This is a genomic window from Aureibaculum marinum, from assembly GCF_003813905.1.
Lineage (GTDB): Bacteria > Bacteroidota > Bacteroidia > Flavobacteriales > Flavobacteriaceae > Aureibaculum > Aureibaculum marinum.
Window position 1 is genome coordinate 240,363 of sequence record NZ_RPFJ01000006.1, and the last position, 24,866, is coordinate 265,228.

At 29.3% G+C, this 24,866-nt stretch carries 25 protein-coding genes; 14 read left to right on the forward strand and 11 right to left on the reverse strand.

The genetic code is table 11. The features are described from left to right. Window positions 1–909: a lysophospholipid acyltransferase family protein gene (locus EGM88_RS05650; RefSeq protein WP_123896992.1), complete on the reverse strand. Its 909-nt coding sequence runs from the start codon at window positions 907–909 to the stop codon at window positions 1–3. A gap of 72 nt (window positions 910–981) precedes the next feature. Between EGM88_RS05650 and EGM88_RS05655 the strand changes: the two genes are divergently transcribed. The 6 genes from EGM88_RS05655 (at window position 982) to EGM88_RS05680 (ending at window position 6,220) form a co-directional block, all read left to right on the forward strand. Continuing rightward, on the forward strand, window positions 982–1,629 hold the full coding sequence (locus EGM88_RS05655; protein WP_123896993.1) for a rhomboid family intramembrane serine protease: 648 nt from the start codon (window positions 982–984) through the stop codon (window positions 1,627–1,629). A gap of 294 nt (window positions 1,630–1,923) precedes the next feature. Beyond that, window positions 1,924–3,321 (forward strand): type III PLP-dependent enzyme domain-containing protein, encoded by a 1,398-nt coding sequence (locus EGM88_RS05660; protein WP_123896994.1) that lies wholly within the window; start codon window positions 1,924–1,926, stop codon window positions 3,319–3,321. Then, on the forward strand, window positions 3,314–4,255 hold the full coding sequence (gene speB, locus EGM88_RS05665; protein ID WP_123896995.1) for an agmatinase: 942 nt from the start codon (window positions 3,314–3,316) through the stop codon (window positions 4,253–4,255). Before EGM88_RS05660 ends, speB begins: the two co-directional genes overlap by 8 nt. Beyond that, the gene (locus EGM88_RS05670; RefSeq protein WP_123897188.1) at window positions 4,248–5,219 is read left to right on the forward strand and encodes a deoxyhypusine synthase family protein; all 972 of its coding nucleotides are present in this window, start codon (window positions 4,248–4,250) and stop codon (window positions 5,217–5,219) included. The genes speB and EGM88_RS05670 overlap by 8 nt, the downstream gene beginning before the upstream one ends. A gap of 40 nt (window positions 5,220–5,259) precedes the next feature. Then, window positions 5,260–5,586: a hypothetical protein gene (locus EGM88_RS05675; protein WP_123896996.1), complete on the forward strand. Its 327-nt coding sequence runs from the start codon at window positions 5,260–5,262 to the stop codon at window positions 5,584–5,586. A 217-nt stretch (window positions 5,587–5,803) separates the two neighbouring features. Next, complete coding sequence (locus tag EGM88_RS05680; protein WP_123896997.1) at window positions 5,804–6,220, forward strand: VOC family protein; 417 nt, start codon at window positions 5,804–5,806, stop codon at window positions 6,218–6,220. 135 nt (window positions 6,221–6,355) lie between these two features. Here the strand turns inward: EGM88_RS05680 and EGM88_RS05685 are convergent, their stop codons facing one another. Together EGM88_RS05685 and EGM88_RS05690 are read right to left on the reverse strand one after the other, a co-directional pair. Then, window positions 6,356–7,405, reverse strand: a complete 1,050-nt coding sequence (locus tag EGM88_RS05685; protein WP_123896998.1) for a hypothetical protein — start codon at window positions 7,403–7,405, stop codon at window positions 6,356–6,358. A gap of 133 nt (window positions 7,406–7,538) precedes the next feature. Further along, on the reverse strand, window positions 7,539–8,426 hold the full coding sequence (locus EGM88_RS05690; RefSeq protein ID WP_123896999.1) for a dienelactone hydrolase family protein: 888 nt from the start codon (window positions 8,424–8,426) through the stop codon (window positions 7,539–7,541). 290 nt (window positions 8,427–8,716) lie between these two features. On the opposite strand from EGM88_RS05690, the gene priA reads away from it, so the two are divergent. Beyond that, window positions 8,717–11,164 carry a replication restart helicase PriA gene (priA, locus tag EGM88_RS05695; protein WP_203229433.1) on the forward strand — a complete coding sequence of 816 codons (2,448 nt, stop codon included), beginning with the start codon at window positions 8,717–8,719 and terminating at the stop codon, window positions 11,162–11,164. Window positions 11,165–11,418: 254 nt separating this feature from the next. Next, window positions 11,419–14,898 carry a hypothetical protein gene (locus tag EGM88_RS05700; protein ID WP_123897000.1) on the forward strand — a complete coding sequence of 1,160 codons (3,480 nt, stop codon included), beginning with the start codon at window positions 11,419–11,421 and terminating at the stop codon, window positions 14,896–14,898. A gap of 30 nt (window positions 14,899–14,928) precedes the next feature. On the opposite strand, the gene EGM88_RS05705 is transcribed toward EGM88_RS05700, so the two are convergent. From EGM88_RS05705 to EGM88_RS05720, 5 genes are all read right to left on the reverse strand, one after another. Further along, window positions 14,929–16,209, reverse strand: a complete 1,281-nt coding sequence (locus EGM88_RS05705) for an alkaline phosphatase family protein (RefSeq protein WP_238988389.1) — start codon at window positions 16,207–16,209, stop codon at window positions 14,929–14,931. A gap of 230 nt (window positions 16,210–16,439) precedes the next feature. Then, entirely contained in the window at window positions 16,440–16,982 is a 543-nt protein-coding gene (locus EGM88_RS05710; protein WP_238988390.1) for a hypothetical protein, read from the reverse strand. Beyond that, window positions 16,982–17,266: a hypothetical protein gene (locus EGM88_RS16005; RefSeq protein WP_238988391.1), complete on the reverse strand. Its 285-nt coding sequence runs from the start codon at window positions 17,264–17,266 to the stop codon at window positions 16,982–16,984. The genes EGM88_RS05710 and EGM88_RS16005 overlap by 1 nt, the downstream gene beginning before the upstream one ends. A gap of 94 nt (window positions 17,267–17,360) precedes the next feature. Continuing rightward, window positions 17,361–18,611 carry a serine hydrolase domain-containing protein gene (locus tag EGM88_RS05715; protein WP_123897001.1) on the reverse strand — a complete coding sequence of 417 codons (1,251 nt, stop codon included), beginning with the start codon at window positions 18,609–18,611 and terminating at the stop codon, window positions 17,361–17,363. Window positions 18,612–18,637: 26 nt separating this feature from the next. Then, entirely contained in the window at window positions 18,638–19,546 is a 909-nt protein-coding gene (locus EGM88_RS05720) for a sterol desaturase family protein (protein ID WP_123897002.1), read from the reverse strand. 192 nt (window positions 19,547–19,738) lie between these two features. Here EGM88_RS05720 and rpsF point away from each other — a divergent pair, with 192 nt between their 5' ends. The 5 genes from rpsF (at window position 19,739) to EGM88_RS05745 (ending at window position 21,937) form a co-directional block, all read left to right on the forward strand. Next, complete coding sequence (rpsF, locus tag EGM88_RS05725; protein ID WP_123897003.1) at window positions 19,739–20,080, forward strand: 30S ribosomal protein S6; 342 nt, start codon at window positions 19,739–19,741, stop codon at window positions 20,078–20,080. A 3-nt stretch (window positions 20,081–20,083) separates the two neighbouring features. Next, entirely contained in the window at window positions 20,084–20,383 is a 300-nt protein-coding gene (gene rpsR / locus EGM88_RS05730; RefSeq protein WP_123897004.1) for a 30S ribosomal protein S18, read from the forward strand. A 19-nt stretch (window positions 20,384–20,402) separates the two neighbouring features. Beyond that, the gene (gene rplI / locus EGM88_RS05735) at window positions 20,403–20,855 is read left to right on the forward strand and encodes a 50S ribosomal protein L9 (protein WP_123897005.1); all 453 of its coding nucleotides are present in this window, start codon (window positions 20,403–20,405) and stop codon (window positions 20,853–20,855) included. Between the two features lie 137 nt (window positions 20,856–20,992). Beyond that, the gene (locus EGM88_RS05740; RefSeq protein WP_123897006.1) at window positions 20,993–21,463 is read left to right on the forward strand and encodes a DUF6495 family protein; all 471 of its coding nucleotides are present in this window, start codon (window positions 20,993–20,995) and stop codon (window positions 21,461–21,463) included. A gap of 15 nt (window positions 21,464–21,478) precedes the next feature. Then, window positions 21,479–21,937, forward strand: coding sequence for a heme-binding domain-containing protein (locus EGM88_RS05745; protein ID WP_123897007.1), 459 nt, complete (start codon window positions 21,479–21,481; stop codon window positions 21,935–21,937). 90 nt (window positions 21,938–22,027) lie between these two features. Here the strand turns inward: EGM88_RS05745 and EGM88_RS05750 are convergent, their stop codons facing one another. Both EGM88_RS05750 and EGM88_RS05755 read right to left on the reverse strand, forming a co-directional pair. Next, on the reverse strand, window positions 22,028–22,609 hold the full coding sequence (locus EGM88_RS05750; protein ID WP_123897008.1) for an adenylosuccinate lyase: 582 nt from the start codon (window positions 22,607–22,609) through the stop codon (window positions 22,028–22,030). Beyond that, window positions 22,610–23,290 carry an SIR2 family NAD-dependent protein deacylase gene (locus tag EGM88_RS05755; protein ID WP_123897009.1) on the reverse strand — a complete coding sequence of 227 codons (681 nt, stop codon included), beginning with the start codon at window positions 23,288–23,290 and terminating at the stop codon, window positions 22,610–22,612. A 131-nt stretch (window positions 23,291–23,421) separates the two neighbouring features. Between EGM88_RS05755 and EGM88_RS05760 the strand changes: the two genes are divergently transcribed. Next, on the forward strand, window positions 23,422–24,090 hold the full coding sequence (locus EGM88_RS05760) for a TrmH family RNA methyltransferase (protein WP_123897010.1): 669 nt from the start codon (window positions 23,422–23,424) through the stop codon (window positions 24,088–24,090). Window positions 24,091–24,105: 15 nt separating this feature from the next. On the opposite strand, the gene EGM88_RS05765 is transcribed toward EGM88_RS05760, so the two are convergent. Further along, window positions 24,106–24,792 carry a Crp/Fnr family transcriptional regulator gene (locus tag EGM88_RS05765; RefSeq protein WP_123897011.1) on the reverse strand — a complete coding sequence of 229 codons (687 nt, stop codon included), beginning with the start codon at window positions 24,790–24,792 and terminating at the stop codon, window positions 24,106–24,108. Window positions 24,793–24,866: the final 74 nt, after the last annotated feature.

Below are 24,866 nucleotides of genomic sequence, written 5' to 3' on the forward strand. Positions count from 1 at the left end.
TTAAGCTCTTTTAGTAAGTTTTTTATCTAGTAAATTTTTACCTCTATGTTTAAACCGTTTGTGTGTCCAAAAATAAAATTCAGGAGCCTCTTTTACTTGCTCTTCAACTTTTCGTAAATAGATATCGGTAATATCATAATCTTTAAAAGAACGAGGATTATCAGTAATCATTTCAAAATTAACTTCATAATAGCCACGTTTTACTCTTTTTGTTTTAAAAAATACTACAGCGAAATCATTTCGTTTTGCTAATAACTCAGAACCTGTATGTACAGGTAAATTTTCCACACCAAAAAAATGAGACCAATAATACGCTTTATGAACTTTTGGAGATTGGTCTCCTAAAAAACCGTAAAGAGATAACTTATTTTCTTTTGTGTTTTTAGCTATTACCGAAAAAATATCTTTAGTACTTACTAATGTAGTATTAAAACGACCTCTAGTTTCTATTATCTTTTTGTCAAAATACTTATTTTTTATTTTTTTGTAAACAGCATACCCATTAAAATTTATGTTTTTGTTTAATAGAAATATCCATTCCCAGTTGGCATAGTGTGCCCCCATTAAAATACTACTTCTATGCTGTTTTTCTAGGTTTTTAAAGATATCAATATTTCCAATTTTATACCTTTTTCTTAGTTGTTTTTCTGAAATTGTAAATAATTTTATAATCTCTACAAATACATCTATAAAATGTCTATGTGATTTTTTAGCAATACGCTTAATTTCTTTATCCGATTTTTCAGGAAATGCTAATTTAATATTATTAAAAACTACCTTTTTACGATAGCCAATAACATAATAGAGTAAATAATAAAATATATCTGAAATAAAATGTAAAACCCTGAAAGGTAAAATGGATAATAGCCAAATAAAAGGATAGACAAGTAAAAAAATTAAAAACTGCACAACTAATTATTAAGTTAACTAAGGGCAAATATCGGTATATAATTTTATCTTTGAGCAAATTTTTAAATACAAATGAACCAAGTTGTAATAGGATTGATAATTATAAATGTGCTGGTTTCTCTAAAAGGGTTTTCAGATCGATTGTTTTTTGAACGTTATAAATTTCAAATTGGTCCAATTTTACAAGGACAACAAATTCGAATGTTAACTTCAGGTTTTTTACATGTAGATCAGGCTCATTTGTTTTTTAACATGTTTGCATTATACATTTTCTCAGATTCAGTAATTGATCATTTAGGTGTTTTAAAATTTGTAATTATTTATTTAGGAAGTTTGTTAGCTGGTAGTACTTTAGCTTTAAGTTTTCATAAAAACCAACCTTATTATAGTGCGGTTGGTGCTTCTGGTGCTGTAATGGGAGTTATTTATGCGGGTATTATGCTAAATCCTGATATGAGATTAAGTTTTATATTTTTCCCATTCTTTGCTATACCGGGTTATGTTTTTGGTGTAGGGTACTTACTATATTCCATATATGGTATGAAAAAACAGTTAGGTAATATTGGGCATAGTGCTCATTTAGGAGGTGCAGTTGGAGGTTTTGTGCTAACATTAGCTTTATATCCAGAACTTTTTATGCTAAATAGAACAATCATAATAATTCTTGCGGTTCCTATTATATTGATGTTTGTTTTTAAAGATAAACTTATAAATAAATAAATTGAAAATAATTATTTTTTATAGTGGTTATTTCATTTTTTTTCTACATTTGCCGCACTATAAAAAAACTAAGTGATCGGTTTTCCTTTTTTCGATTACAATCTAAGTTTGAAGAAGCTCGATTGTAATGTACATGGAATGTACAACGAAAAAATTATGGTTTCTTCTTCTTTTATCGGGTTTAATAACCTTAAGTTTATCCGAATAGCGAAAGGCTATATATATTTACGTGTTTAATTTTTAAAATTGTTTTTGCTAGTATTAAAAATAATTAATATGAATTAACAATTTAAAATGAACACAAAATATATAGATTTAATAGATCAAACATTTGATTTTCCTCAAGAAGAATTTAAAGTAGAAAAAGATCAATTACTTTTTCATGATATTAATTTAATGGCGTTGGTAGAAAAGTATGGTTCTCCATTAAAGTTTACCTATTTGCCTAAAATATCTGAAAATATACATAGAGCAAAACAGTGGTTTGCAGAAGCCTTTAAAAAACATCAATATAAGGGCAAGTATAACTATTGTTATTGTACAAAAAGTTCACATTTTAATTTTATTCTTAATGAAGCATTAAAAAATGATATTCATATAGAAACTTCTTCAGCTTTTGACATCAATATTGTCGAAAAATTAAAAGAGAACGGTAAAATTAAAGATACAGATTATATTCTTTGTAATGGTTTTAAACGTGAACAATACATTTCTAATATTGCTAGACTAATTAATAATGGACACACAAACTGTATTCCAATTATTGATAATTATGAAGAGCTAAGTTTACTTAGTGAAGAAATTAAAGGCAACTATAAAGTTGGTATTAGAATAGCGTCTGAAGAAGAACCAAAATTTGAATTTTATACCAGTAGATTAGGTATTGGATATAAAAATATTGTTCCTTTTTATAGAAATCAGATAGCCAACAATGATAAGGTTGAATTAAAAATGCTACACTTTTTTATTAATACAGGTATTAAAGACAATGCATATTATTGGAATGAATTATTAAAATGTTTAAAAGTTTATGTAAATCTAAAAAAAATTTGTCCTACTTTAGATAGCCTAAATATTGGAGGAGGTTTTCCTATTAAAAATTCATTAGCATTTGATTATGACTATCAATATATGATTGATGAAATTGTAAATCAAATTAATTTGACCTGTCAAGAAGAAGAAGTAGATGTGCCTAACATTTTTACTGAATTTGGCAGCTTTACCGTAGGAGAAAGTGGTGGTGCTATTTACAAAGTGTTGTATCAAAAAAAACAAAATGATAGGGAGAATTGGAACATGATAGATTCCTCTTTTATTACAACATTACCTGACTCTTGGGCGATAAATAAACGATTTGTAATGTTACCTATTAATAGGTGGAATTCAAATTACGAAAGAGTTTTACTTGGAGGATTAACTTGTGATAGTGATGATTATTACAACTCTGAACAACATATAAATGCTATTTATATGCCATTATTTAAAGAAGATAAACCATTATACATAGGTTTTTTTAATACAGGAGCTTATCAACAAAGTATCGGAGGTTTTGGTGGATTGCAACATTGTTTAATACCTCAACCCAAACATATTTTAATAGACAAAGATAACGATGGAAACATCACAACTAAATTATTTTCACAACAACAAACACATTCAGACTTTTTAAAAATTTTAGGTTATTATGAGTGACAAAACGTATGCTGGAATTCCACAAGAATATTCAAAGCTAGAAAATTCACAAGTGGTTTTAATTCCTGTTCCTTATGATGGAACAAGTACATGGCAAAAAGGTGCTAACAAGGGGCCTGAAGCTTTTTTAGAAGCTTCAGAAAACATGGAGCTGTACGATATTGAAACAGATTCTGAAGTTTATAAACAAGGTATATTTTTGGCAGAAACCGTAACGGAAGATAGCTCTCCAGAAGCAATGGTTGAAGAGGTACACCAAACTGTGAAGAAATACATAAATAAGAAAAAATTTGTTACTATTTTTGGAGGAGAACATTCTATCTCTATTGGAACAATTAGAGCCTTTAATGAGTGTTTTAATAGTTTAACAGTGTTGCATATTGATGCTCATGCTGATTTAAGACCTGAATATGAGGGTACTAAATGCAATCATGCGTGTGCAGTATATGAAGCCAGTCAGAATACCAATTTAATTCAAGTTGGAATTCGTAGTATGGATGCTATAGAAAAAACAGTAATGGATAATGATAAAACGTTTTTTGCTCATGAAATGGTAACTAACGAATATTGGGTAGAAAATGCTATTGACTTAATGACAGATAATGTTTTTATTACTTTAGATTTAGATGTTTTTGACCCATCAATACTACCAAGTACTGGTACTCCAGAACCAGGTGGATTATTATGGTATGAAACATTAGATTTTTTAAAACAAGTCTTTAAGGAAAAAAATGTAGTAGGTTTTGATATTGTAGAGCTTTGTCCAAATGATATTGATAAATCTTCAGATTTTTTAGCAGCCAAACTATATTATAAAATGTTAAGTTATAAGTTTGCTGAAAATGATAATGTGGATGATTTTGAAGATATTGATGATGGAATTAATGTATTAAAAAATAATTTTGCTAATTTTAAAGATGAAGACGATGTCTAAAGGTCCTATTTCAAATTTTATAGAAAAGTATTATTTACACTTTAATTCAGCTACTTTGGTAGATGCCGCTAAAGCGTATAAAGATCAATTAAATAGTGGAGCTAAAATGTTGGTGTCTTTAGCTGGTGCCATGAGTACGGCTGAATTGGGTAAAATATTTGCTGAAATAATTCGTCAAGATAAAGTACAAATAATATCTTGTACAGGAGCAAATCTTGAAGAAGATATTATGAATTTGGTAGCTCATTCTCATTATAAACGTGTTCCTAATTATAGAGATTTAACTCCACAAGACGAGTGGAATTTACTTGAAAAAGGACTGAATCGTGTTACTGACACTTGTATACCTGAAGAAGAAGCTTTTAGAAGGTTACAAAAACATATTTTTAAAATTTGGAAAGATGCTGAAGATGCTGGAGAACGTTATTTTCCTCATGAATTTATGTATAAAATGTTACTATCAGGCGTATTGGAAGAATATTATGAAATTGATTTAAAAGATTCATGGATGTATGCAGCAGCACAGAAAAATTTACCTATAATTTGTCCTGGATGGGAAGACAGTACGATGGGAAATATTTTTGCATCTTATGTGTTGAAAGGAGAGTTAAAAGCAAGTACAGTAAAAAGTGGTATTGAATATATGACTTTCTTGGCTGATTGGTATACAAATAATTCTCAAAAAGGAATTGGGTTTTTTCAAATAGGTGGAGGAATAGCTGGTGATTTTCCAATTTGTGTGGTACCAATGCTTTATCAAGATATGGAACGTCCAGAAACTCCTTTTTGGAGTTATTTTTGTCAAATATCTGACTCTACTACAAGTTATGGTTCGTACTCTGGAGCGGTACCTAATGAAAAAATTACATGGGGTAAGTTAGATATAAATACACCAAAATTTATAATTGAAAGTGATGCTACAATAGTAGCACCTTTAGTATTTGCATATTTGCTAAATATGTAATAATATTATCATTTTAAAATAAAAACCTTAAATTAAACTAATGAGGAGAGTAATTGTAGATTTTAAGAAGCTAACTGATGATATTTTAAATTTGTTAGTAGAAAAATTTCCTGATGGCTATAATGATTCTGATATTGTGGTCTTTAAAAATGCAGCAGGAGAAACAGTTGAAGCTGTAGAAGTTAGAACAGAAGATACTATTTATCTAGTTAAAGTAAGTTATAGGTTAGAACAATCTATGGAGAATCACATTGATACAAGTGAAGATGATGAAGATGACGATGTTATCATAGCTGATGATGATTCTATAGGAGGAGAAAATTTAGATTTTGATGCTGAAGATGTTGATGCTGAAGATGACGATTAAAGTTTGTTCTTTTATCCAATAACTTTTTAAGGAATTAGAAAAGAGAATGTAATTGTATTTCGCTTAGTTTTAATTTCAGACTATAAAAGAATTTGTACTGGAATCAATCTAACATGTTTATATTGAGTGTAATATAGTTTATAGGCAGAAGTTAGTGATTTAGTATACTACTCAATTTGTAGGGGTATTTATTTGAATAACTTAAATCACTAATTATATGAAGGTTCCATTTCATTTATCATTACCTTGTTTAGATATTGATAGAACTAAAGATTTTTATGTAGATAAACTAGGTGCTGACTCTGGTAGAATTGCTCAAAATTGGTTAGATATCAATTTGTATGGCAATCAAATTACATTTACCCAATCAGGTAAATTCAACTTTAGTTTTCAAAATTATAGTTTTGAAGGAAAAATTTTACCCTCTTTTCATTTCGGTATTATTGTAGATAATGATGTTTGGGAAAAGCTATACCAAAAAGTAATAGCTCAACAAATAGAACTTTTTGAAGAAATTACTTTTTTAAAAGGAAAAAAAGGTGAACATGCTTCATTTTTTGTTAAAGACCCTAATGATTATATGGTAGAGTTTAAAACCTTTGCTATAAAAGAAGATGTTTTTAAAACGAATTAACAAAGAGAGACTCTATTATATGTTAGAACAAAACGCAATAACATTTTAACCACTAAAATTTATTAGTAATAAAAAGGCTTACCATATTGGTAAGCCTTTTTTCTTCATAAATCAACTTTCCCTTTTTCATATTGTTTACATCCTTTTTCTAGAAGTTGTTCTGCTTACAGTAGATTTAGTTCTGCTAGGAGTAGATTTTTGAGCAACTGTTCTTCGAGATGAACTAGATGTTTTTCTTGCTTCAGTTCTAGAAGTACGTTGTACTGGTTTTCTTTCAACTTTATTTTGAACGGTAGTTCTAGCTCTTACAACTTTTTTTGAAGGAGATATTCTACTTCTATTTTGCACAACCTTTCTTTTTGGTGTATTATTTACTGTTCTTTTAGAACTAGTAACAGTTCTATTAGACGTGTTTCTATGAGCTGTTTGTCTTCTCACTTCAGAACTTTCTCTTACTGTAGTGGCTCTTCTGTTTGTTCTATTAGTCCTTGCAAGATTAGAATTTCTTGTTCTTATCCTGGCATCTATGTTTTTAAAACTTCTTTTACGATTGTACTTTTTATTATAATGTCTTTTATGCTTATTTTTTCCATAATAGTAATTATATCGTACAGGTCTATATCTATTTCTATATGGTTTATAACTTACTACAGTTCTGTGAAAAAATGGTAGAACAAAAAAGTTATGGAATGGGTGAAAAACATGGCGTCTGTTAAATACATTTACATAGCCTCTATGGTAAGAATATCTACCATAAGTATCATAGTAGATGTTTAAGCTACCAATACGTTTTACTCTATTAGATTGATAATTAATTCTAACATCACCTGCTCTAATTATACGTCCATAATTATCATAATAAATAGGCGTATTTTCAATTTGAATAATAGCTCCATAATCATCATATTGCACATAAGGATCGTAATTATAACCTGAATTATAACTAATACTTACATTATTCAAATCAACACCTACATGCATTCCAGGTCGTGGATTAATATAAAAATCAAATTCTCCATTTTGAAATATAGAAAATGTAATTCCTTCTTCTACAAAAGTGAAAGATTTATTAGTAGTAATAGTTGTATTTTGGATTTCTAAATTGGTGTTTGCATTAGTAGCAAAAATTTGTGTACTAATACTCAGTGCTATGACTGTAACAAATAATATTTTAAATTTTTTCATAATTAAAGTGTTAAAAGTTAATACTAACAGGTTTTGGTTAACACTAACATGAAAATAAATACAAGCATCATGCCAAAGTAAAAAAGCTTTATTTAATAAGGCTTTGAGTGTGGTTTTTAAGATTGAAATAATTTTAAACTAGTTTTTCTTTAAAAAAAGCTATGGTTCTACTCCAGGCTAATTTTGCAGCAGTTTCATCATAGCGAGGAGTGGTATCATTATGAAAACCATGATTTGTTCCTTTATAGATATAAGCAGTATATTCTTTTTTATGTTTTTTTAGGGCGGCTTCGTAGGTAGGCCAACCAGTATTTACTCTTTTATCTAATTCAGCAAAGTGGAGTAGTAGAGGAGCTTTTATTTTAGGCACATCTTCTGTTGCCGCTTGCCCTCCATAAAAAGGTACAGAGGCTTTTAAATCAGGAATATGTACGGCCATGTTATTAGAAATTAAACCTCCAAAGCAAAATCCAACAACACCAACATTACCTGAGCATTCTTTATGGATTTTTAAAAAATTGTAAGCGGAAATAAAGTCTTCTAACATTTCATTTCGGTCTCTTTTACGTTGCAATTCTCTACCTTCATCATCAGAACCTGGATAACCTCCTAACGGAAATAATGCATCAGGTGCGAAAGCAATAAACCCTTCAAGAGCTGCTTTGCGTGCAACATCTTCAATATGTGGATTTAAACCTCTATTTTCATGAACAACAATAATACCACCAAGTTTTTTGGAGTTATTAATTGGTCTAGTTAACAAGCCACGCATTTTTCCCGCTCCATTTGGTGAGTCATATTCTACATATTCAGAAGTTAATCTAGGGTCATTAAATTTTATTTGTTGAGCTTCGGTATATTTTGGCATTAAAAACGCTAATAATGAAGGTAAAGTTAATCCGCCTACAGCATAAACAGAAAGTTTATTCATAAAGTTTCTTCTATCTATTTTGTTATGGACATAGCTGTCATACAAATCAAAAACTTCTTGTTTAATATCTTCTTTATTAATGTTTTTCATTTTTTTAAGTTTTAATTTGTTGATTATCTTAGGGTTATAAATATAGTGATTATTTAATTAACTGTTTGTGTTTTTTATACTTTAATGTAATTGTAATGGTTCATTTTGTGATTTAAATTATAAAATTATAGTGTAAACAATTTTCTAAGAATTAAAATTTTAACTTTGCCTCTAGTAGTTTTGACATTATGATATTTTTTATCGAATTTGTTCAAAAAGATAATGAATATCACAAGTATTTTAAATTAATTTCCTAAAGGAAAAAATAGATTTTAAAAACATAAATATTTTTGAATAACTTCATAAACGTCATATTGCCCCTGCCTTTGCAACAGTTATTTACTTATCGCATAACCGAAGCAGAAAAAAATTTTTTAGAAGTAGGAATGCGTGTTGCAGTCCCATTTGGAAAATCAAAAATATATACAGCTATAGTTGAAGAAATTCACCAAAATAAACCAACAGCTTATGAAGCTAAAGACATTTTTCAAATATTAGATGATTCTCCTATAATTACTAAGAATCAACTACAACATTGGCAATGGGTGGCAAAGTATTATATGTGTTCTTTGGGTGAAGTATTACGTACTGCTATTCCGTCTACATTTTTATTAGAAAGTGAAACACAGGTAATTAAAAACAAAAATTTTGAAATAAATGAAACTTTATCTGATGATGAATTTCTAATTCTTGAAGCTTTAGAACATCAAGATATTTTACCTATTCAAAAAATTAGTGATATACTCGATAAAAAAAGAGTGTTACCAATTTTAAATACACTATTGGCTAAAAATGCTATTGCATTGCGTGAAGAAATTATTGAGCAGTACAAGCCTAAGTTAGTAAAATACATACGACTTAATAATCGGTATGATAATCAAGAGGAATTAAGTAAATTATTGGATAAATTAAGTAGAGCCAATCAGCAACGGAATGCTGTAATGTCCTATTTTTCATTGTATGGGGCAAATAAAAAACCAATAAAGCAAAAGCAACTAAAAGAGGTTAGTAAAGTTTCTTCAGCAGTTATAAAAACTTTAGTTGATAAAGAAATATTTGAGGTTTATACCATTCAAACGGATCGTGTAAGTTTTACAGAAGCTACTGAAAAATTTAAAGAACTTTCTAAATTTCAAGAAGAATGTTATAAGGGTTTAAATGCTAGTTTTCTAAAAAATGATGTGGTTTTATTACATGGTATCACCTCTAGTGGAAAAACCGAAATTTATGTAAAGTTGATTGATGAAGTACTAAAAAAAGGAAAGCAAGTGTTGTATTTAGTTCCTGAAATAGCATTAACAACACAATTAATTAATAGGCTTCAAAAATATTTTGGGAATAAAATTTCGGTATTTCACTCTAAGTATTCATTAAATGAAAGGGTAGAAGTATGGAATAACGTTTTAAATAAATCAGATAAGGCCCAACTAATACTTGGAGCAAGGTCTTCTGTATTTTTACCATTTTCTGACTTGGGTTTAATAATTGTTGATGAAGAACATGAAACTTCGTATAAGCAATTTGATCCAGCACCGCGTTATCACGCCAGAGATACATCTATTGTGTTGGCAAAACTGCATAATGCAAAAGTACTATTGGGTAGTGCAACACCATCTATAGAAAGTTATTATAATGCTCAGCAAAAAAAGTATGGTTTAGTGGAATTAAACCGACGTTTTGGTAATGTGTTATTGCCAGAAATTGAATTGGTAGATATTAAAGAAGGTTATCGTAAAAAACGAATGATTGGACATTTTTCTGAACGTTTAATGGTTTTGATTAATGAAGCTTTAGATGAAAAGGAACAGGTTATTTTGTTCCAAAATAGACGCGGATATTCCCCTATAGTTGAATGTACTTCTTGTGGGGTTTCACCACAATGTCCTAATTGTGATGTAAGTTTAACTTATCATAAAATAAAAGGAGAATTGCAATGTCATTATTGTGGTTATCATCGTAATATGCCTCATACTTGTCAGGCTTGTGGAAATCCGACTTTGGATACAAAAGGTTTTGGTACAGAGCAAGTTGAACTAGAATTGAAAGAGTTGTTTCCAAATCATAATATAGGTAGAATGGATTTAGATACTACCCGTGGAAAATATGGATACAATAAAGTTATTGAAGCATTTCAATCGCAAGAAATTGATATTTTAGTAGGTACTCAAATGCTTTCTAAAGGATTAGATTTTAATAATGTATCATTGGTTGGAGTTTTAAATGCGGATAACATGCTCAATTTTCCTGATTTCAGAGCTCATGAAAAAAGTTTTCAATTATTAGTACAAGTATCAGGTAGGGCAGGGCGTGCACAAAAAAGAGGCAAAGTAGCTATACAAACCTTTAATCCGTATCATCAAATTTTACAACAAGTTACTACTAATGATTATACAACCATGTATAAAGAACAACTGTATGACCGCCATCAATTTAAATATCCTCCAATATTACGGATGGTAAAAATCACATTAAAGCACAAAGACTATATAAAAGTAAATAATGCGGCAGATTGGTTGTATAAATCGTTATACAATACTTTTAGTACAAATATATTAGGCCCTACAAGTCCTGCTATTTCAAGAATTCGCAATCAACATATCAAAACAATTTTAATAAAATTGCCACAAAATAAATCTATAAACTTATCTAAAGCTGTAATTCAAAAAATTAAAAACAGCTTTCAATCTATTCCAGATTATAGGTCAATTAGGTTTAATATTGATGTAGATTGTTATTAAAAGCAATTCTTCGAATTTATTTATCATAAGAATTTAATTCTTTATTTATATTGTTTTATAGAGAAATAATCAATTTTAATAAAATTGTTTAAAAATTAACATTTTTATAAAAAAAACAATGTTTTTAACGTAAATAAATGTTTTTTTACGAAATTTGTTAAATTAAAATTGGTTAACCAATTGTAAGTTCTATAAGTTATTTGATACATTTCTTATTTAATTATTGAGGGTTAATACCGTGTAAACTTTTAAAAATGAGTAAGGTAAATAAATTAAATAAGAATAATGTCAATCAAAGTAGAAGGGATACTATACAATATATAAATTTGCAATTATCAGCTTTAGGACAACCTATTTTTCATGATAATTACAATGCTGAAAGTAAATTTTGTAATCCAAAATTTCAAAAATTAACGAATGGATTAATTCAAAATTTTCGAGAAAAATCTAGATTACTTTCAGAACATTTATCACCAGCAGATACAAGAATCCAAAATTTTTTAAACGCTTATTTAGCAGAAGAACTTGACGGTAGTATTATTCAATTACCTAATGATACGTTAATATTAAATCAAAAAGGGCATGCCAGAGAAGTAAGTTTGCCTCCTAATGGAAATTCTTTTATTAGTGAAGACATTACTTCATATAGAATTAAACAGGGAATTTTAAATAATCCTATACATGATAAGCGAACTACAAAAGGGACGTTTCATATTGTAGAAGGTACATTACCTGTTCCATTAGATAAGCAAGAAGTACCAAAAATTGTATTTAAACATTTTTTGAATGCAGCATTTAATCCTTCTGAAAAATTAAAAATATTGCCATTCACTTCCAATCAAAAGGAAAAAGCCAAATTAATGGTATCGCTGTTAATGAGGCCTACGGTTTGTCCAGAAGTAAAAGGTGTGATATCAAAAAAGAGTTTAGAAGTACGTTTTTATGCACCAGGCAGTTTAGTTAGTAATTTAGATTTTGTAGAAACTATTTTTGGTAATGCAGGTAATCCAAATTTAGCTCATAATGATGCAGCTCTTGATACTGATCACTGGACAGGCCATACAGGTTGTATTGTGCTAGCACCACAATTAAAAACACTTAAGAAAAAGGATCTAGGATTACCTTATTATGATGATGCTACTGAACGTCAACAAAATGATGGAATGTGTTGGAAAAAAGAAGATGAATTATATAATGATGGCGGTGCTTTTAAAATTACATGTAGAGACGATAAAGGTGTGGTAGTTACGCTTATTGCAGATAATTATTTTGGCTATTCTAAAAAAGAAATTAAAACTCAAATCAGCTATTCTGCAAACTTATTTGGTTTGGTTGAAGAAGAGCATTCAGGTGGTGCAATAGCGTACCCAAGAGGTGTTATGGGAGATATTGTTGATGGTGTTAACTTCTCTTCAAAATTCAACAATAGTTATACCTTTAATAATGTTAAAGCATTATTGGGTGATAGAATTGAGGTTCAGTCTTCAAATTATGCGATAGACAAGAAATATCCAAACCTAATTTATATTCCTGAAGATGCCTATATAAATACAAACACAAATAGCATTACCTGGACTTACAATAATGATATACAAAAATTAATTTTATCTCCCCATAAAACTTATATACATCCTACGGGAAATAAGTTTAATTTAGAAAAACATAAGGCAATTTCATTGTGGAGAATTGTTAATACTTCGCCAGAAGGAGTGTTTTGTCATAAGCCATGCACGGTTTCTGGAGGTGGGAAATCTGAGATTTCTAAATCGATGTTAAATGCGATTACTTATAATTCATTTAATATTATTGATATTGACGAGGATTTTAAAAAAGCAGACGAAATAATTGAATTTAATTACTCGAAACGTTGGAAAAATTACGACCCTTCATTACCGCCGTCAAGGTCTTTTTTAGATAAAGGGAGAACTTTGGGGTCGGCTGTTAAATTGCTATCTCCTTCTAAAAATAATAGTGATGAATATAATAAATTTGTAACCTCAATTCCTGTCCATATTAGATCTTTGGTTTTATTTGTAAAAAGATTGTATCGACAAGACCATGAAAGGTTAAATTGGAAAGACTGTATGTCTGTTCAAATTATAAATGGTCAAAAAGGTACTGGATTGTGGTATTTTGACAATAAAGTAGTTGGTAGTTATGTACGTATTGGATTTAATCAAGAAGGTATTTGGCTGTTGAATAAATTACGATCTGATTTTTCAGCTTCCACTAAAATTCAAATGGAAGATGATATTTCGGCCTCAATCACACTTCCACGAAATCAATTAAATAATTTAAATCCCTTATATGCTAATAAAAGTTTAAAAGTGGTTACCAATTGTGAATCTCATTTGTTTCAAAGACCAGATGAGGCTATTATTAGAGGGTATGACGAAGGGGCCGAACAAGATTTGGTTTCAGACAATGTATTTTTAACCAATTATGAATTATTAACAAAAAAAGATGCGGTAAAAATTTATGAAGATACTATTAACTTTGATAAATATACAACACCAGTAAAAGAACTGATTGAAGGTGTAGTAACAAGTGACAATGATGAAGAATATTTTGCCTTGCCGTCACATACAAGAATTGTAAATGGTGAACCTACTAAAAATCCAAGGTATTTAGAACCAAATATTTTTTTCAATGAAATCGAAGCCAGTTATTTAGGCGAAATTGGTGTTCGTTTGTATAGAAAAGTAAAATCAGAAGATCCAGTAATAAATGTTGTTAATGCTGTTCTTCCAGGAAGAAGAAACAATCCGGTAGATAAAAAAGCAGGAATAAGGCCATTAGCAGTTTATAACCCTATTCATTATCAGGAAACTCCAGAACTTTTTATGGATTTTATTTGTAGCTTAACAGGAAAATCACCTTCAACAACAGGTGCGGGTTCTGAAGGGGCTTTAACTAAAGGACCTTTTAATATGTTAACGCCTACAACTGATTTAAATAATGCGTTATTGTCTCATATTTTAACAGAGTCAAATGCTTTTAGTACAGCAGCTGGTTATGTGGGAGGTGAAAATAAGGTAGACCATGATATTAGTCTTTTAATTCCAGAAATATGGGCACGTTTAGTTCCTGAAGATAGAGACCCAAAAGCGTTGATAGCAAATGGATCATTAGAAAAATTGGAAGATTTTGAATATAAAGGAGAAAAAGTACTAGCTAGTAGGTTAGGGTATCGTATTACAAATATGTTTTCTTTACGTTGCTTAAATCGATTGTTTGATGAGCCAACCGCTGTGTTTAGTGAAAAAATGTTAAAACCTGAATTACAAGGTTTAGATGATTATGTAGATGGAATTGCAAATATTGTAGAAGCTCAACAAAAAGTAGCTTTACGTTATTTTGAAGATGGAAGTATAGAAACAGCTATACCTCCATTAAAAATAGTATTGCATATGATGGCCTATGGACATTATCAACATAAAGAAATGAGTGATCCTGAATTGAGAGGTTTTTTTGAAAGAGATTATATAATTAATAGTGATTGGTATAAAGAAAGATTAAAATTGAAGCAACAAATTGATATTCAGTTCTATACAAATCAAAAAAAATATTTAGAGAACTTTATTGCTAATGTTAATAATAAACAATTGGTTGATGAATTGGATTTAAATACCCAATTAAAAAATGTTATAACTTCTCTTGATTATGTCAGTTCTGGTAGTTATTTAAAAAATTTAGTGGGTACAATTGGTTTAGATCCTTTATATAGAAAATAACACATTAGTCCTTGTTTTACTTTTCATTTATTATTTTAATACAGGTTGTAATTGAGATAAATCTCCGTCAATTGTCTCAGGAATAGTTAACCCTAATATTTTACAAATTAAGGGATAAATATGAATGTTTTTTACTGATGGTGTTACATAACCTTCTTTAAAAGCGGGGCCTTTTGCATAAAGTATACCATGCATATCTTTTTGCTTTGGGTCTCTACCGTGTACGCCTATTGCTGTAATTTTATTTTCAGTTAAAGAAGCTATGTGTTTTTTTTCACTAAAATAATAGTGAAGATCTGGTATTAATAAAATTGATCCCCAATTCTTATTTTTTGGTATGTATTCAAAACCTGGTGCGTTTTCTGTCTTGTATACTTTAAAATGTGTTTCTTTATGTTTTAACGAGTTGTATATAAAATCTGTTTCAACTCCTTTTTTGGGATAAATATTTACAAAGGAACCATTATTTACTGTTAAGAAAAGACTGTCGTTTTTAATGAGCTCTATGGGTATCAATTTGGAAGTTTGTAGCTCTTCCATACCATGATCAGAAACAATGATAATATTTACGGGGAGACCTGTTTTTTGTACACCTTTAAATAGATTTCCTAAATTCTTATCTAAATTGATTAAAGATTTTTTTAATTCTTCATCGTTATTCGGGCCATATTTATGTCCTGTATCATCCATGTCTGAAAAATACATAGTGATTAAATGTGGTCTTTTCTCTTCTGGCAATGTCAACCAATTTAAAACTTGTGTAACTCGAGTCTCATTTTTTATTTTGCCGTTATAATCTCTATAGTAAGTTGGTTTTATACCTTGAATATCAGCTTCAGAACCAACAAAGAAATAACTTGCAGTCACCATATTTTCTTTTTCTGCTTGTACCCAAATAGGTGTTCCTTCATAAAAAGAGCCATCAGTTACAGTTTCTCGATTACTTATACTGTAAATTGTATTTTTTTTATCACTATAGAATGAGTTGCCTATGATGTTGTGTTTATCAGGATACATTCCTGTAGCAATACTGTAATGGTTAGGAAATGTTTTAGAAGGAAAACATGAGATTAAAGATTCAGCCTTTATACCTTTCTTAATAAAATTAGTAATATTAGGAGGGGTGTACTTATCTACATAATCCCATCTAAAACCATCAAGAGAAATTAAAATTAAATATGGTTTTTTTAGTGAAGCTTTTGAATTAATAGTGGTTGTTGAGTCAACTAATTTCGAATTGGATTTACATGATGATAATGTCACAGTACTTAATATAAAAATAAGTACATATATTAATTTTCTTATTAGCATTATTAGTGTTGTATTTCTAGATTCTAAAAATGTGGATTGCGGAAAAAGTTATAATGTTTTGAAATGTAATTCTGTTTTTACACTCGAAAGTCGTTAAAATTTAAAAAAACACCAAATTTAGAATGTTATTTATTCATTATATTTTTACTTTGATTTGTGTAAAATATTAAACAGCACTTTCTATCAAATTGATTTATAAAAGTGCGGTTTTGTATTTACATTTACTATAGCTATTGTTTTTTTATTGTATTATGAGTTTTTAGCCATTCTTCTCCTTTTTTATCTCTAAAAAAGTCCATCCACACATAATACATTTGGTCACCATCAAATACATCTACAGAATGGCTTGAGCCTAAAGGAATATGCAGCACAGAATATTCAGGCATATTAACTTTTGCTTCATCAGCATAAACTACAATTTTGTTGTTTTTAAGGCCTAAAAATAATTGTTCTAGCATTCCGTGTTCATGAGCACCAACATGATCAGGTCCAGGAGCTTTAACAGTACCCATAGCAATTCGGGGTATGTATTTATTAGGCAATATTGTTCTACTAACGGTATTTGGACTTTTTATAGGTTCAGTATAGGCTTCGGTGTCTTCAAATTTTGTGTAATAAACGTTTTGAGTATTTTTTTTAGGAAACTCTTTTAGGTCAAGTTTGTCTTGTTCTGTCAACTCACTAGTAATTTTAAGAAAATGCAGCGTATCATTTTTTGCTACATTAATTGAAATATTTTTAATAGAATTTGGTAAAAATATCGTTTCAGGCACTATGTCATAAGATTGTTTGTTGGCAATAATACTTCCATTTCCTTTAATAAATAAATGTATTTAAACCCATCTTTAGACTGTATTTCTCCCTCAGATTTTTCAGTAAAAACAATATGTTCTACTTGTATACCAAGAATCTCATTTTCGAGAATGTTTTTAGAATATTCTTGTTGATTGGATTGCAATTGCATATTCAAAATTTCAATGGGAATTTCTTGAGCTCTTACACTGTTTATGGAGAATATAATAATGGCAATAACTAGTAATGAGTATTTGGTTTTCATTGTGAGCGTTAATTTGAAATAGGTATACAATGTTGAATGAGCAATTTAAGGAATAAAGTCCAGATTTATGCTATAAAACTTCAATATGTAACTATTAATCAAAGCTCTTACTGTATTTTAATACTGCTTTAAAAATCTTTTCTCTTATTGGATTTAGGTTGTAATACGATTTTGATTCTAAGAGACCCATATTTTGACGATTAACCAATAAGATTATAGAGATATTATTTTCTGGTATTACAGCAATACTTGTTCCGGTAAAACCTGTATGGCCAAAGCTTCCTTTAGGACCATTTTTTATTATGGCACTGTTGGTATTCATAACCCAACCTAATCCATTTTTAAATTTATCTTGTGTTAAAAATTCAGTTAATGTTTTCTCAGAAATAAATTGTCCATTTTTTGATTTTCCTTTATTTTTCAAAACATCAATTAGCTTCTGTATGTCTTCTACTGTAGAAAACAATCCCGCATGACCAGAAACTCCTTCATTGGCATGCCAAGCATTACCATCATTAACTTCACCTTTTAAAGTGTACTTTCGCCAGCCATTCCATTGATTAGGGTTAAGGCTGTCTGGTTTCATTCCAAGTGTATTGTCAGTTACCATTCGTGTTTCATATGGGTTTCCGTGCGATGTAGCAGTAATGTTTTCAATTGAGTGGTTATTTAAAGGGTTAAACATAGTATGCTTCATCTCTAGAGGTTTAAAAATATGTAGCTCCATAAATTGATCTAATGGTAATTTAGAAACCTTTTCAATAATTTCGCCCAATAGAATAAACCCTAAATCACTATAATGTCTTCCACTTCCAATTTCATATTTTAATGGAAGTTTATCAATTATTTTATAAGTGTCTTTTCTTTTGCTAGAATAATAATAAAAAGGAAACCATTCCATTAATCCAGAGGTGTGTGTAAGTAAATGCCTAATAGTAATTTTACTTTTTTCTGGAGTATTAAATGCTTTAATATATTTTGATACAGGATCATTTATATTTAAAAGTCCTTGATCTGCTAAAAGCATTATAGAAGTTGTGGTTCCAACAACTTTAGTTAATGAAGCAATATCATAAAGATGATTGACAGTAGTTTTTTCAGGTTTTTTTAATCGTTTGTTTTCAAAATTGTTTAAATAAGCATATCCAAATGCATTTTTATAAAGTTCTTTATTACCTTGTTTTATTAAAATTACAGCACTTGGAATATTTGATTGTTCAATTTCGTTTTCTAAAATTTGATTAATGTTACTAATAAGTATTTCTTTTTTAGTTTTATTTTGAGCAACTGATGTGTTAAAATATAAAGAAAGTATTAGAATAATGTAAATAATTTTTTTTTGCATGAGATTAGTTTAAAACTATAAATTTATTAAATAGGTTCTTTTTTTATTGTAGTTGATTTTTCCCATTCTTTCCTTAAATCAGAAGATAGCACTCCTTTATTATCAGGCTTCCATCCTGGTGGTTTTATAAAATATTTTATTCTTTTGCCAAAAGATGTTTTTGTAGTAAATACATCTCTAAATAAATTTATCCATTCGTGAAAAGCCACATAAAGAGGATTAAAAGAATTAATATTTTTTACCAAACCGTAAGTTGGTTTCTCAATTTCAGGTTCAAAAGTGCCAAATAATTTATCCCAAATAATAAATATTCCTGCATGGTTTCTATCTAAATATTGAGGGTTGGTAGCATGGTGTACTCTATGATGTGAAGGGGTGTTAAAAATAGCTTCGAACCACTTTGGCATTTTATTTATACGTTCTGTATGAATCCAATATTGATAAATAAGACTGATAGACATTTGAGCTAGTATCATTACCGGATGAAATCCTAACAATGGTAACCACAACCAAAAAATAAAGGTCATAAAACCACCTGTCCAAGACTGTCTAAGTGCAGTACTCAAGTTATAATGTTGTGAGGAATGATGGATGATATGGCTAGCCCAAAAAAATCTGTTGGTGTGGCTAACTCTATGCATCCAATAATATGAAAAATCTTCTGTAATTAATATTAATATCCAAGCCCACCAAGTAAAAGGGATGGTGATTATTCTAAAATTAGTATACATAAAAATAAAAGAAGCAAAGATAATTACTTTGCTAAATAATCCTAAAAACACATTGCCTAATCCCATTGTAATTGAGGTGATGGCATCTTTGGTTTCATAGCTATTTGTTTTTTCTTTGGCATCAACAATAATTTCAAATAATAATGTTATAACAAAAAACGGAATAGCGTAATGAATTAAATTGGGTATTTCAGGTATTTCCATGGTAATAAACAATACTCAAATGTAGGTAAAAATGTTTAATATTATTTTTTCTCTTTTTTATGTTTGTTATTAAAATGTTGTGGTATAGTCTGTAAAAAGAATATTATTTAAAATCTTTTAATTTTTAACCTTTTAATTTAAATCAAAAGCCTTATATTTGCACGCTTAAAAATAAACAAAAAATAATTAATTATGAATCATTACGAAACTGTTTTCATTTTGAATCCCGTTTTATCTGATGTTCAGGTAAAGGAAACAGTAAAGAAGTTTGAAGACTACTTGGTTTCTAAAGGTGCCGAAATGATCCACAAAGAAGATTGGGGCTTAAAAAAATTAGCGTATCCAATCCAAAAGAAAAAAACTGGATTTTATCACTTATTTGAGTTTAAAGCTCCTGGTGATCTTATCTATCCTTTTGAATTAGAATTCAGAAGAGATGATAGTATTATGCGTTATTTAACTGTTAAGTTAGATAAACACGCTGCTGAATGGGCTGAAAAAAGAAAACAACGTAATAAAGCTGCAAAAAACTAAGTTATGTCATCAACAATAGAACAACAAGCAAAAGGCGGAAATAAAGCCGAAATCAGATATCTAACTCCTTTAGATATTGATACAAAACAAAAAGTAAAATATTGTCGTTTTAAGAAAAACGGTATCAAATATATAGATTATAAAGACGCTGATTTTTTATTGTACTTAGTAAATGAACAAGGTAAAATTTTACCTCGTCGTTTAACTGGTACTTCATTAAAATATCAACGTAAAGTATCGCAGGCAATAAAAAGAGCTCGTCATTTGGCACTATTGCCTTATGTTGGTGATATGTTAAAATAATCTAAATTTAAGAACTATTATGGAACTTATATTAAAACAAGACGTAGCTAATTTAGGCTTTACAGATGATGTGGTAACTGTAAAGAATGGTTATGGTCGCAATTTTTTAATTCCACAAGGATATGCAGTGTTAGCTACACCTTCTGCAAAGAAAGTGTTAGAAGAAACATTGAAACAAAGAGCCTATAAAGAGGCTAAAGTAATAAAAGAAGCTGAAGCTTCTGCTAAAAAATTACAAGAATTAGAAATTAAAATACCTGCTAAAGTAGGTGCTGGCGATAAGCTTTTTGGCTCTGTAAGTAGTGCTGATGTTGCTGAAGCTATTTCTAAAGCTGGTGTAGAAATTGAGAAAAAATACGTTAGTGTACTTGGTGGTTTAGTAAAAAGATTAGGTACTTACGAAGCAAAAATTCGTTTACACAGAGAGGTAATTGTTGATTTTCCTTTTGATGTAGTTGCTGAAGGTAAATAATACAATCTCAACTTATATAAAACCGTTCAGCCTCATTTGGTATTGAACGGTTTTTTTTATGATTATTTTTATTCATAGTTATGTTAAATGTGATTCAGATATTTTTCGAGTCTCAGAAAGATAATAGTAAATAAGTTATGAAGTATAAACAGTTAACAAAAGAACAGTTTGAAGCTTTACACAAAGAATTTGCTCAGTTTTTAGCTACACAGCAAATTGATGTTAAGGAATGGAATGCCATTAAAGCCGATAAGCCAGAATTGGCAGAACAAGAATTAAATTTATTTAGTGATGTGGTGTGGGATGATGTATTGAATAGAACCAATTATCTCGAACATTTTTCTGAGAAGAATATCAATTTATTTAAATGTGATAAAAACGAAATTTTTAGAATTGTTGTTCAAGTAAATAAAACTGATTTTAGTTTTTTTAACGATAAAGATTATAAATGGTTTATAGACAATACTAAAGATGGTTCTATTACTTTTTATAAAGGAGCAAAAAAATATGGAGCCGATAGAAATTCAGAAATTTTTGATTTAATACAAAAAGGTAGTGTAATTGCTGATGGCAAATTGTTTGAAGGTATTTTTAAATTAATATCTTAGCATAAAATTTAAGTTATGCTAAAAAAAATAGTTATTGGATTGTTATTTGTTTTTATAGCCATTCAATTTTATCGTCCTGAAAAAAATACTTCAACAGAAACACCTGATACCGACTTTTTGGTTGTTTATGGTACGGATGCAAAAATAGCATCAACAATTAAGGCTTCTTGTTACGATTGTCATTCCAATAATACCACTTACCCATGGTATTCTGAAGTTGCACCAGTTTCATGGTGGATTTCCAATCATGTAACTTATGGTAAAAAACATTTAGATTTTTCAATTTGGAATACATATAGTGAAAAAAAGAAAGATCATAAATTGGAAGAAACAATTGAAATGATTGAGAAAAAAGAGATGCCTTTAGAAAGTTATTTACCTATGCATCCAGAGGCAAAACTGACAGAAGTACAGCAACAAGAACTTATAGCTTTTTTTAAGAAAATTAGGTCAGAAATTAATTATAGTAAGTAAAAATCTAAATATTTCTAAAAACTATAGAGCCTTATTGTTGGGTGAATTTTGTAGGAACCATAAAATTAGTCTCGAGAAATATTAACATAATTAAAGCTTTAACTTGGTTTTGGTCTCAATAGCCTTTATTACTTTTCTACCTCTATTGACGTAGCCTATAGTTGCTTTTGGTATATCTTTTTCAATATTAAGTACTAATTCTGGATAAATCCATTGGTATTTTGTGCCCAATATGTATAAAGTGTGCATGGTGTAAGCTTTAACCGCCGTTTTTTGATTTGTAATCATCCAATCAAAACCTGCTTCTATAATTTTTTCAAGATGATTTTCTTTTAAAACAGATTGAACACCAGTATTATCTTTAGTAAAATAACCAAGTACTAATAATTCACAAATTTTTGCACTGGCTCTAATTACTGCAGGTTGTTTAATTTTGAGTATTATGTTACAAAATTGATCTAAATAGGGGGTAATGATACCTAATTTTTCTTTGCAAGCCAGTTCTAAAGTACGAGCTGAAAAAGTAGAAATGTCATCTTCAATTGCTTCCATATTGGTTAATAGTAGAGGTACATATTCGGGATTGTTAATTGCAGCATCAATTAATTTTTCTCGATTGGTTAACTTATGGGTAGCGTTTGTCAATAAGGAAACAAAAGTTTTTTGATTCATCTATAAATAATTATCAACTAGAATTTTAACTCCTTTAGTAGCTTTTTCAGCAATGACAGTCAAATTATTAAAATCATTTGCATTTATCGCTGGTTTTGGATCAATAAAATAGATGGGGATGCCTGACTTTACATAATTTATTAAGCTTGCAGCTGGATATACTTGCATAGAGGTTCCAATGATTATCAAAATATCTGCGGAGGTAGTTATTTGTGCAGCTTTATCGAGCATAGGAACTGCTTCTCCAAACCAAACAATATGTGGCCTTAATTGTGTGTTATTCGGACATAAGTCTCCAACATTGATATCATTTTTACACTCATAAATTTCATTCTCGTTGGTGATGCTTCTAGATTTCAATAACTCTCCGTGTAGGTGAATAACATCAGTACTTCCAGCTCGTTCATGAAGATCATCTACATTTTGAGTAATAATAGTTATGTCGTATTTCTTTTCCAAATCAGCTAAGGCTTTATGCCCACTGTTGGGTTTTACTGTTAATAATTGACGACGTCTTTGGTTGTAAAAATCCAATACCAATTTAGGATTTCTTTTAAAACCTTCAGGTGAGGCAACTTCCATTACATCATGTCCTTCCCACAAACCATTTGCATCTCTAAAAGTATTAATGCCGCTCTCAGCACTCATTCCTGCACCTGTAAGTACTACTATTTTTTTCATTGTGAATATTGTTACTGTTATTTTCTGAGTATTGATGAATTGTTCTTATAATAGTAGATTGTTATTTATCTTTTCTTATCGATTTCTTATCTTGCCATAAATTTAAAACTTATTTATAAGAACAGAAAAATATGGTAGATAAACAATTGTTAAGTTATTTACAAGAATTATTAACAGAGAACAGAAAAAATCTTTTCGAAAAAATTTTAAAAGAAAGAACCCGTCATTTTACGGTTGTATTAGAAGATATATATCAAAAACATAATACTAGTGCTGTAGTACGGAGTTGTGATGTTTTTGGTATTCAAGATATTCATATTATAGAAAATAAGTACAATAGTTATGTTTCTAACCAAGTAGCTAAAGGTGCTCAAAAATGGATTGATTTTTACGAGTATAATCAACAAGAAAATAATACTGAAAACTGTATTAAATCTCTTAGAGGTAAAGGGTACCAAATTATAGCAACTACACCACATAACGATTCTTGTTTGTTACAAGATTTTGATATCACAAAAAAATCAGCTTTAGTTTTTGGAGTAGAAAAGGAAGGTGTTTCTGATTATATGTTAAAAGAAGCAGATGGATATTTAAAAATACCAATGTATGGATTTACAGAAAGTTTAAATATTTCCGTTGCTGTGGCTATTATTTTACAATCATTATCTCTAAGATTACGAACCTCAAATATTAATTGGCAACTTACTGAACAGGAAAAAGAAGAGAAAAGAATGGACTGGACAAAAAAGTCGATAAACCATGTAGATGAGATTATTGAAAGATGGAAATCGGATAATTAAAAGGTTGTTAAGTAATTAAAATCCTTGTGATAATTTTAACAACTCAACTTCATCTAAAATTTTAACCCTTTTACCTTCTAAAGCAATAAATCCTTTCTTTTTAAATTCTGATAATAATCGAATAGCAGATTCTGTAGCAGTACCAATTACACTTGATATTTCTTCACGCGTTAATAAAATACTTAAATAGCCATCTTCATCTTCTCCGAAGGTTTCTTTAAGAAATATTAAAGTGTCAGCTAATCTTTCTTTAACACTTTTTTGTGCCATGTTAGAAAGTGACATATTCGCATCACGTAAATCACTACAAACCGTTTTCATCATGTCTAAAGAAAATTTAGGATTTTCTTTAATAGCATCTAAAATTTCTTTTTTTGGTATAAAGCAGGCTTTGATGTCTTTTAAGGCAGTAACCGTGAGTGATACAGGCTCTTCGCTTAATACGGAACGATAGCCCAACATATCTCCTCCCTTTATAAATCGAACTATTTGTTCTTTCCCGTTGGCATTAAGTTTAGATAATTTGCAAATGCCTTCTTTCATACAATATACACCATTTAAGGTGTTTCCTTCTTCAAAAATGATATCGCCCTTTTTAAAAGTTAAGACATCTTTTTGTTCAGACATGCTTTTCAACTCATCTGCAGATAGAGATTTTAGTGAGTTGAATTCCCTTATAATACATTGTTGACATTTACTCATATGGGCAAAACGAATTAAGTAACAAATATATCTAAATTTTATGACTTTTATCATAGACTTGACTAAGTTTGTAT

Excerpts from the sequence above, each read along its gene's own strand:
- EGM88_RS05660 (WP_123896994.1), top strand. The coding sequence starts at position 1,924 with ATGAACACAAAATATATAGATTTAATAGATCAAACATTTGATTTTCCT.
- EGM88_RS05705 (WP_238988389.1), bottom strand. The coding sequence starts at position 16,209 with ATGCTAATAAGAAAATTAATATATGTACTTATTTTTATATTAAGTACT.
- EGM88_RS05715 (WP_123897001.1), bottom strand. The coding sequence starts at position 18,611 with ATGCAAAAAAAAATTATTTACATTATTCTAATACTTTCTTTATATTTT.
- EGM88_RS05745 (WP_123897007.1), top strand. The coding sequence starts at position 21,479 with ATGCTAAAAAAAATAGTTATTGGATTGTTATTTGTTTTTATAGCCATT.
- EGM88_RS05655 (WP_123896993.1), top strand. The coding sequence starts at position 982 with ATGAACCAAGTTGTAATAGGATTGATAATTATAAATGTGCTGGTTTCT.
- EGM88_RS05690 (WP_123896999.1), bottom strand. The coding sequence starts at position 8,426 with ATGAAAAACATTAATAAAGAAGATATTAAACAAGAAGTTTTTGATTTG.
- EGM88_RS05760 (WP_123897010.1), top strand. The coding sequence starts at position 23,422 with ATGGTAGATAAACAATTGTTAAGTTATTTACAAGAATTATTAACAGAG.
- EGM88_RS05750 (WP_123897008.1), bottom strand. The coding sequence starts at position 22,609 with ATGAATCAAAAAACTTTTGTTTCCTTATTGACAAACGCTACCCATAAG.
- EGM88_RS05675 (WP_123896996.1), top strand. The coding sequence starts at position 5,260 with ATGAGGAGAGTAATTGTAGATTTTAAGAAGCTAACTGATGATATTTTA.
- EGM88_RS05720 (WP_123897002.1), bottom strand. The coding sequence starts at position 19,546 with ATGGAAATACCTGAAATACCCAATTTAATTCATTACGCTATTCCGTTT.
- EGM88_RS16005 (WP_238988391.1), bottom strand. The coding sequence starts at position 17,266 with ATGAAAACCAAATACTCATTACTAGTTATTGCCATTATTATATTCTCC.
- rplI (WP_123897005.1), top strand. The coding sequence starts at position 20,403 with ATGGAACTTATATTAAAACAAGACGTAGCTAATTTAGGCTTTACAGAT.
- speB (WP_123896995.1), top strand. The coding sequence starts at position 3,314 with ATGAGTGACAAAACGTATGCTGGAATTCCACAAGAATATTCAAAGCTA.
- EGM88_RS05740 (WP_123897006.1), top strand. The coding sequence starts at position 20,993 with ATGAAGTATAAACAGTTAACAAAAGAACAGTTTGAAGCTTTACACAAA.
- EGM88_RS05755 (WP_123897009.1), bottom strand. The coding sequence starts at position 23,290 with ATGAAAAAAATAGTAGTACTTACAGGTGCAGGAATGAGTGCTGAGAGC.
- EGM88_RS05700 (WP_123897000.1), top strand. The coding sequence starts at position 11,419 with ATGAGTAAGGTAAATAAATTAAATAAGAATAATGTCAATCAAAGTAGA.
- EGM88_RS05685 (WP_123896998.1), bottom strand. The coding sequence starts at position 7,405 with ATGAAAAAATTTAAAATATTATTTGTTACAGTCATAGCACTGAGTATT.
- EGM88_RS05670 (WP_123897188.1), top strand. The coding sequence starts at position 4,248 with ATGTCTAAAGGTCCTATTTCAAATTTTATAGAAAAGTATTATTTACAC.
- EGM88_RS05680 (WP_123896997.1), top strand. The coding sequence starts at position 5,804 with ATGAAGGTTCCATTTCATTTATCATTACCTTGTTTAGATATTGATAGA.
- rpsF (WP_123897003.1), top strand. The coding sequence starts at position 19,739 with ATGAATCATTACGAAACTGTTTTCATTTTGAATCCCGTTTTATCTGAT.
- EGM88_RS05765 (WP_123897011.1), bottom strand. The coding sequence starts at position 24,792 with ATGAGTAAATGTCAACAATGTATTATAAGGGAATTCAACTCACTAAAA.
- rpsR (WP_123897004.1), top strand. The coding sequence starts at position 20,084 with ATGTCATCAACAATAGAACAACAAGCAAAAGGCGGAAATAAAGCCGAA.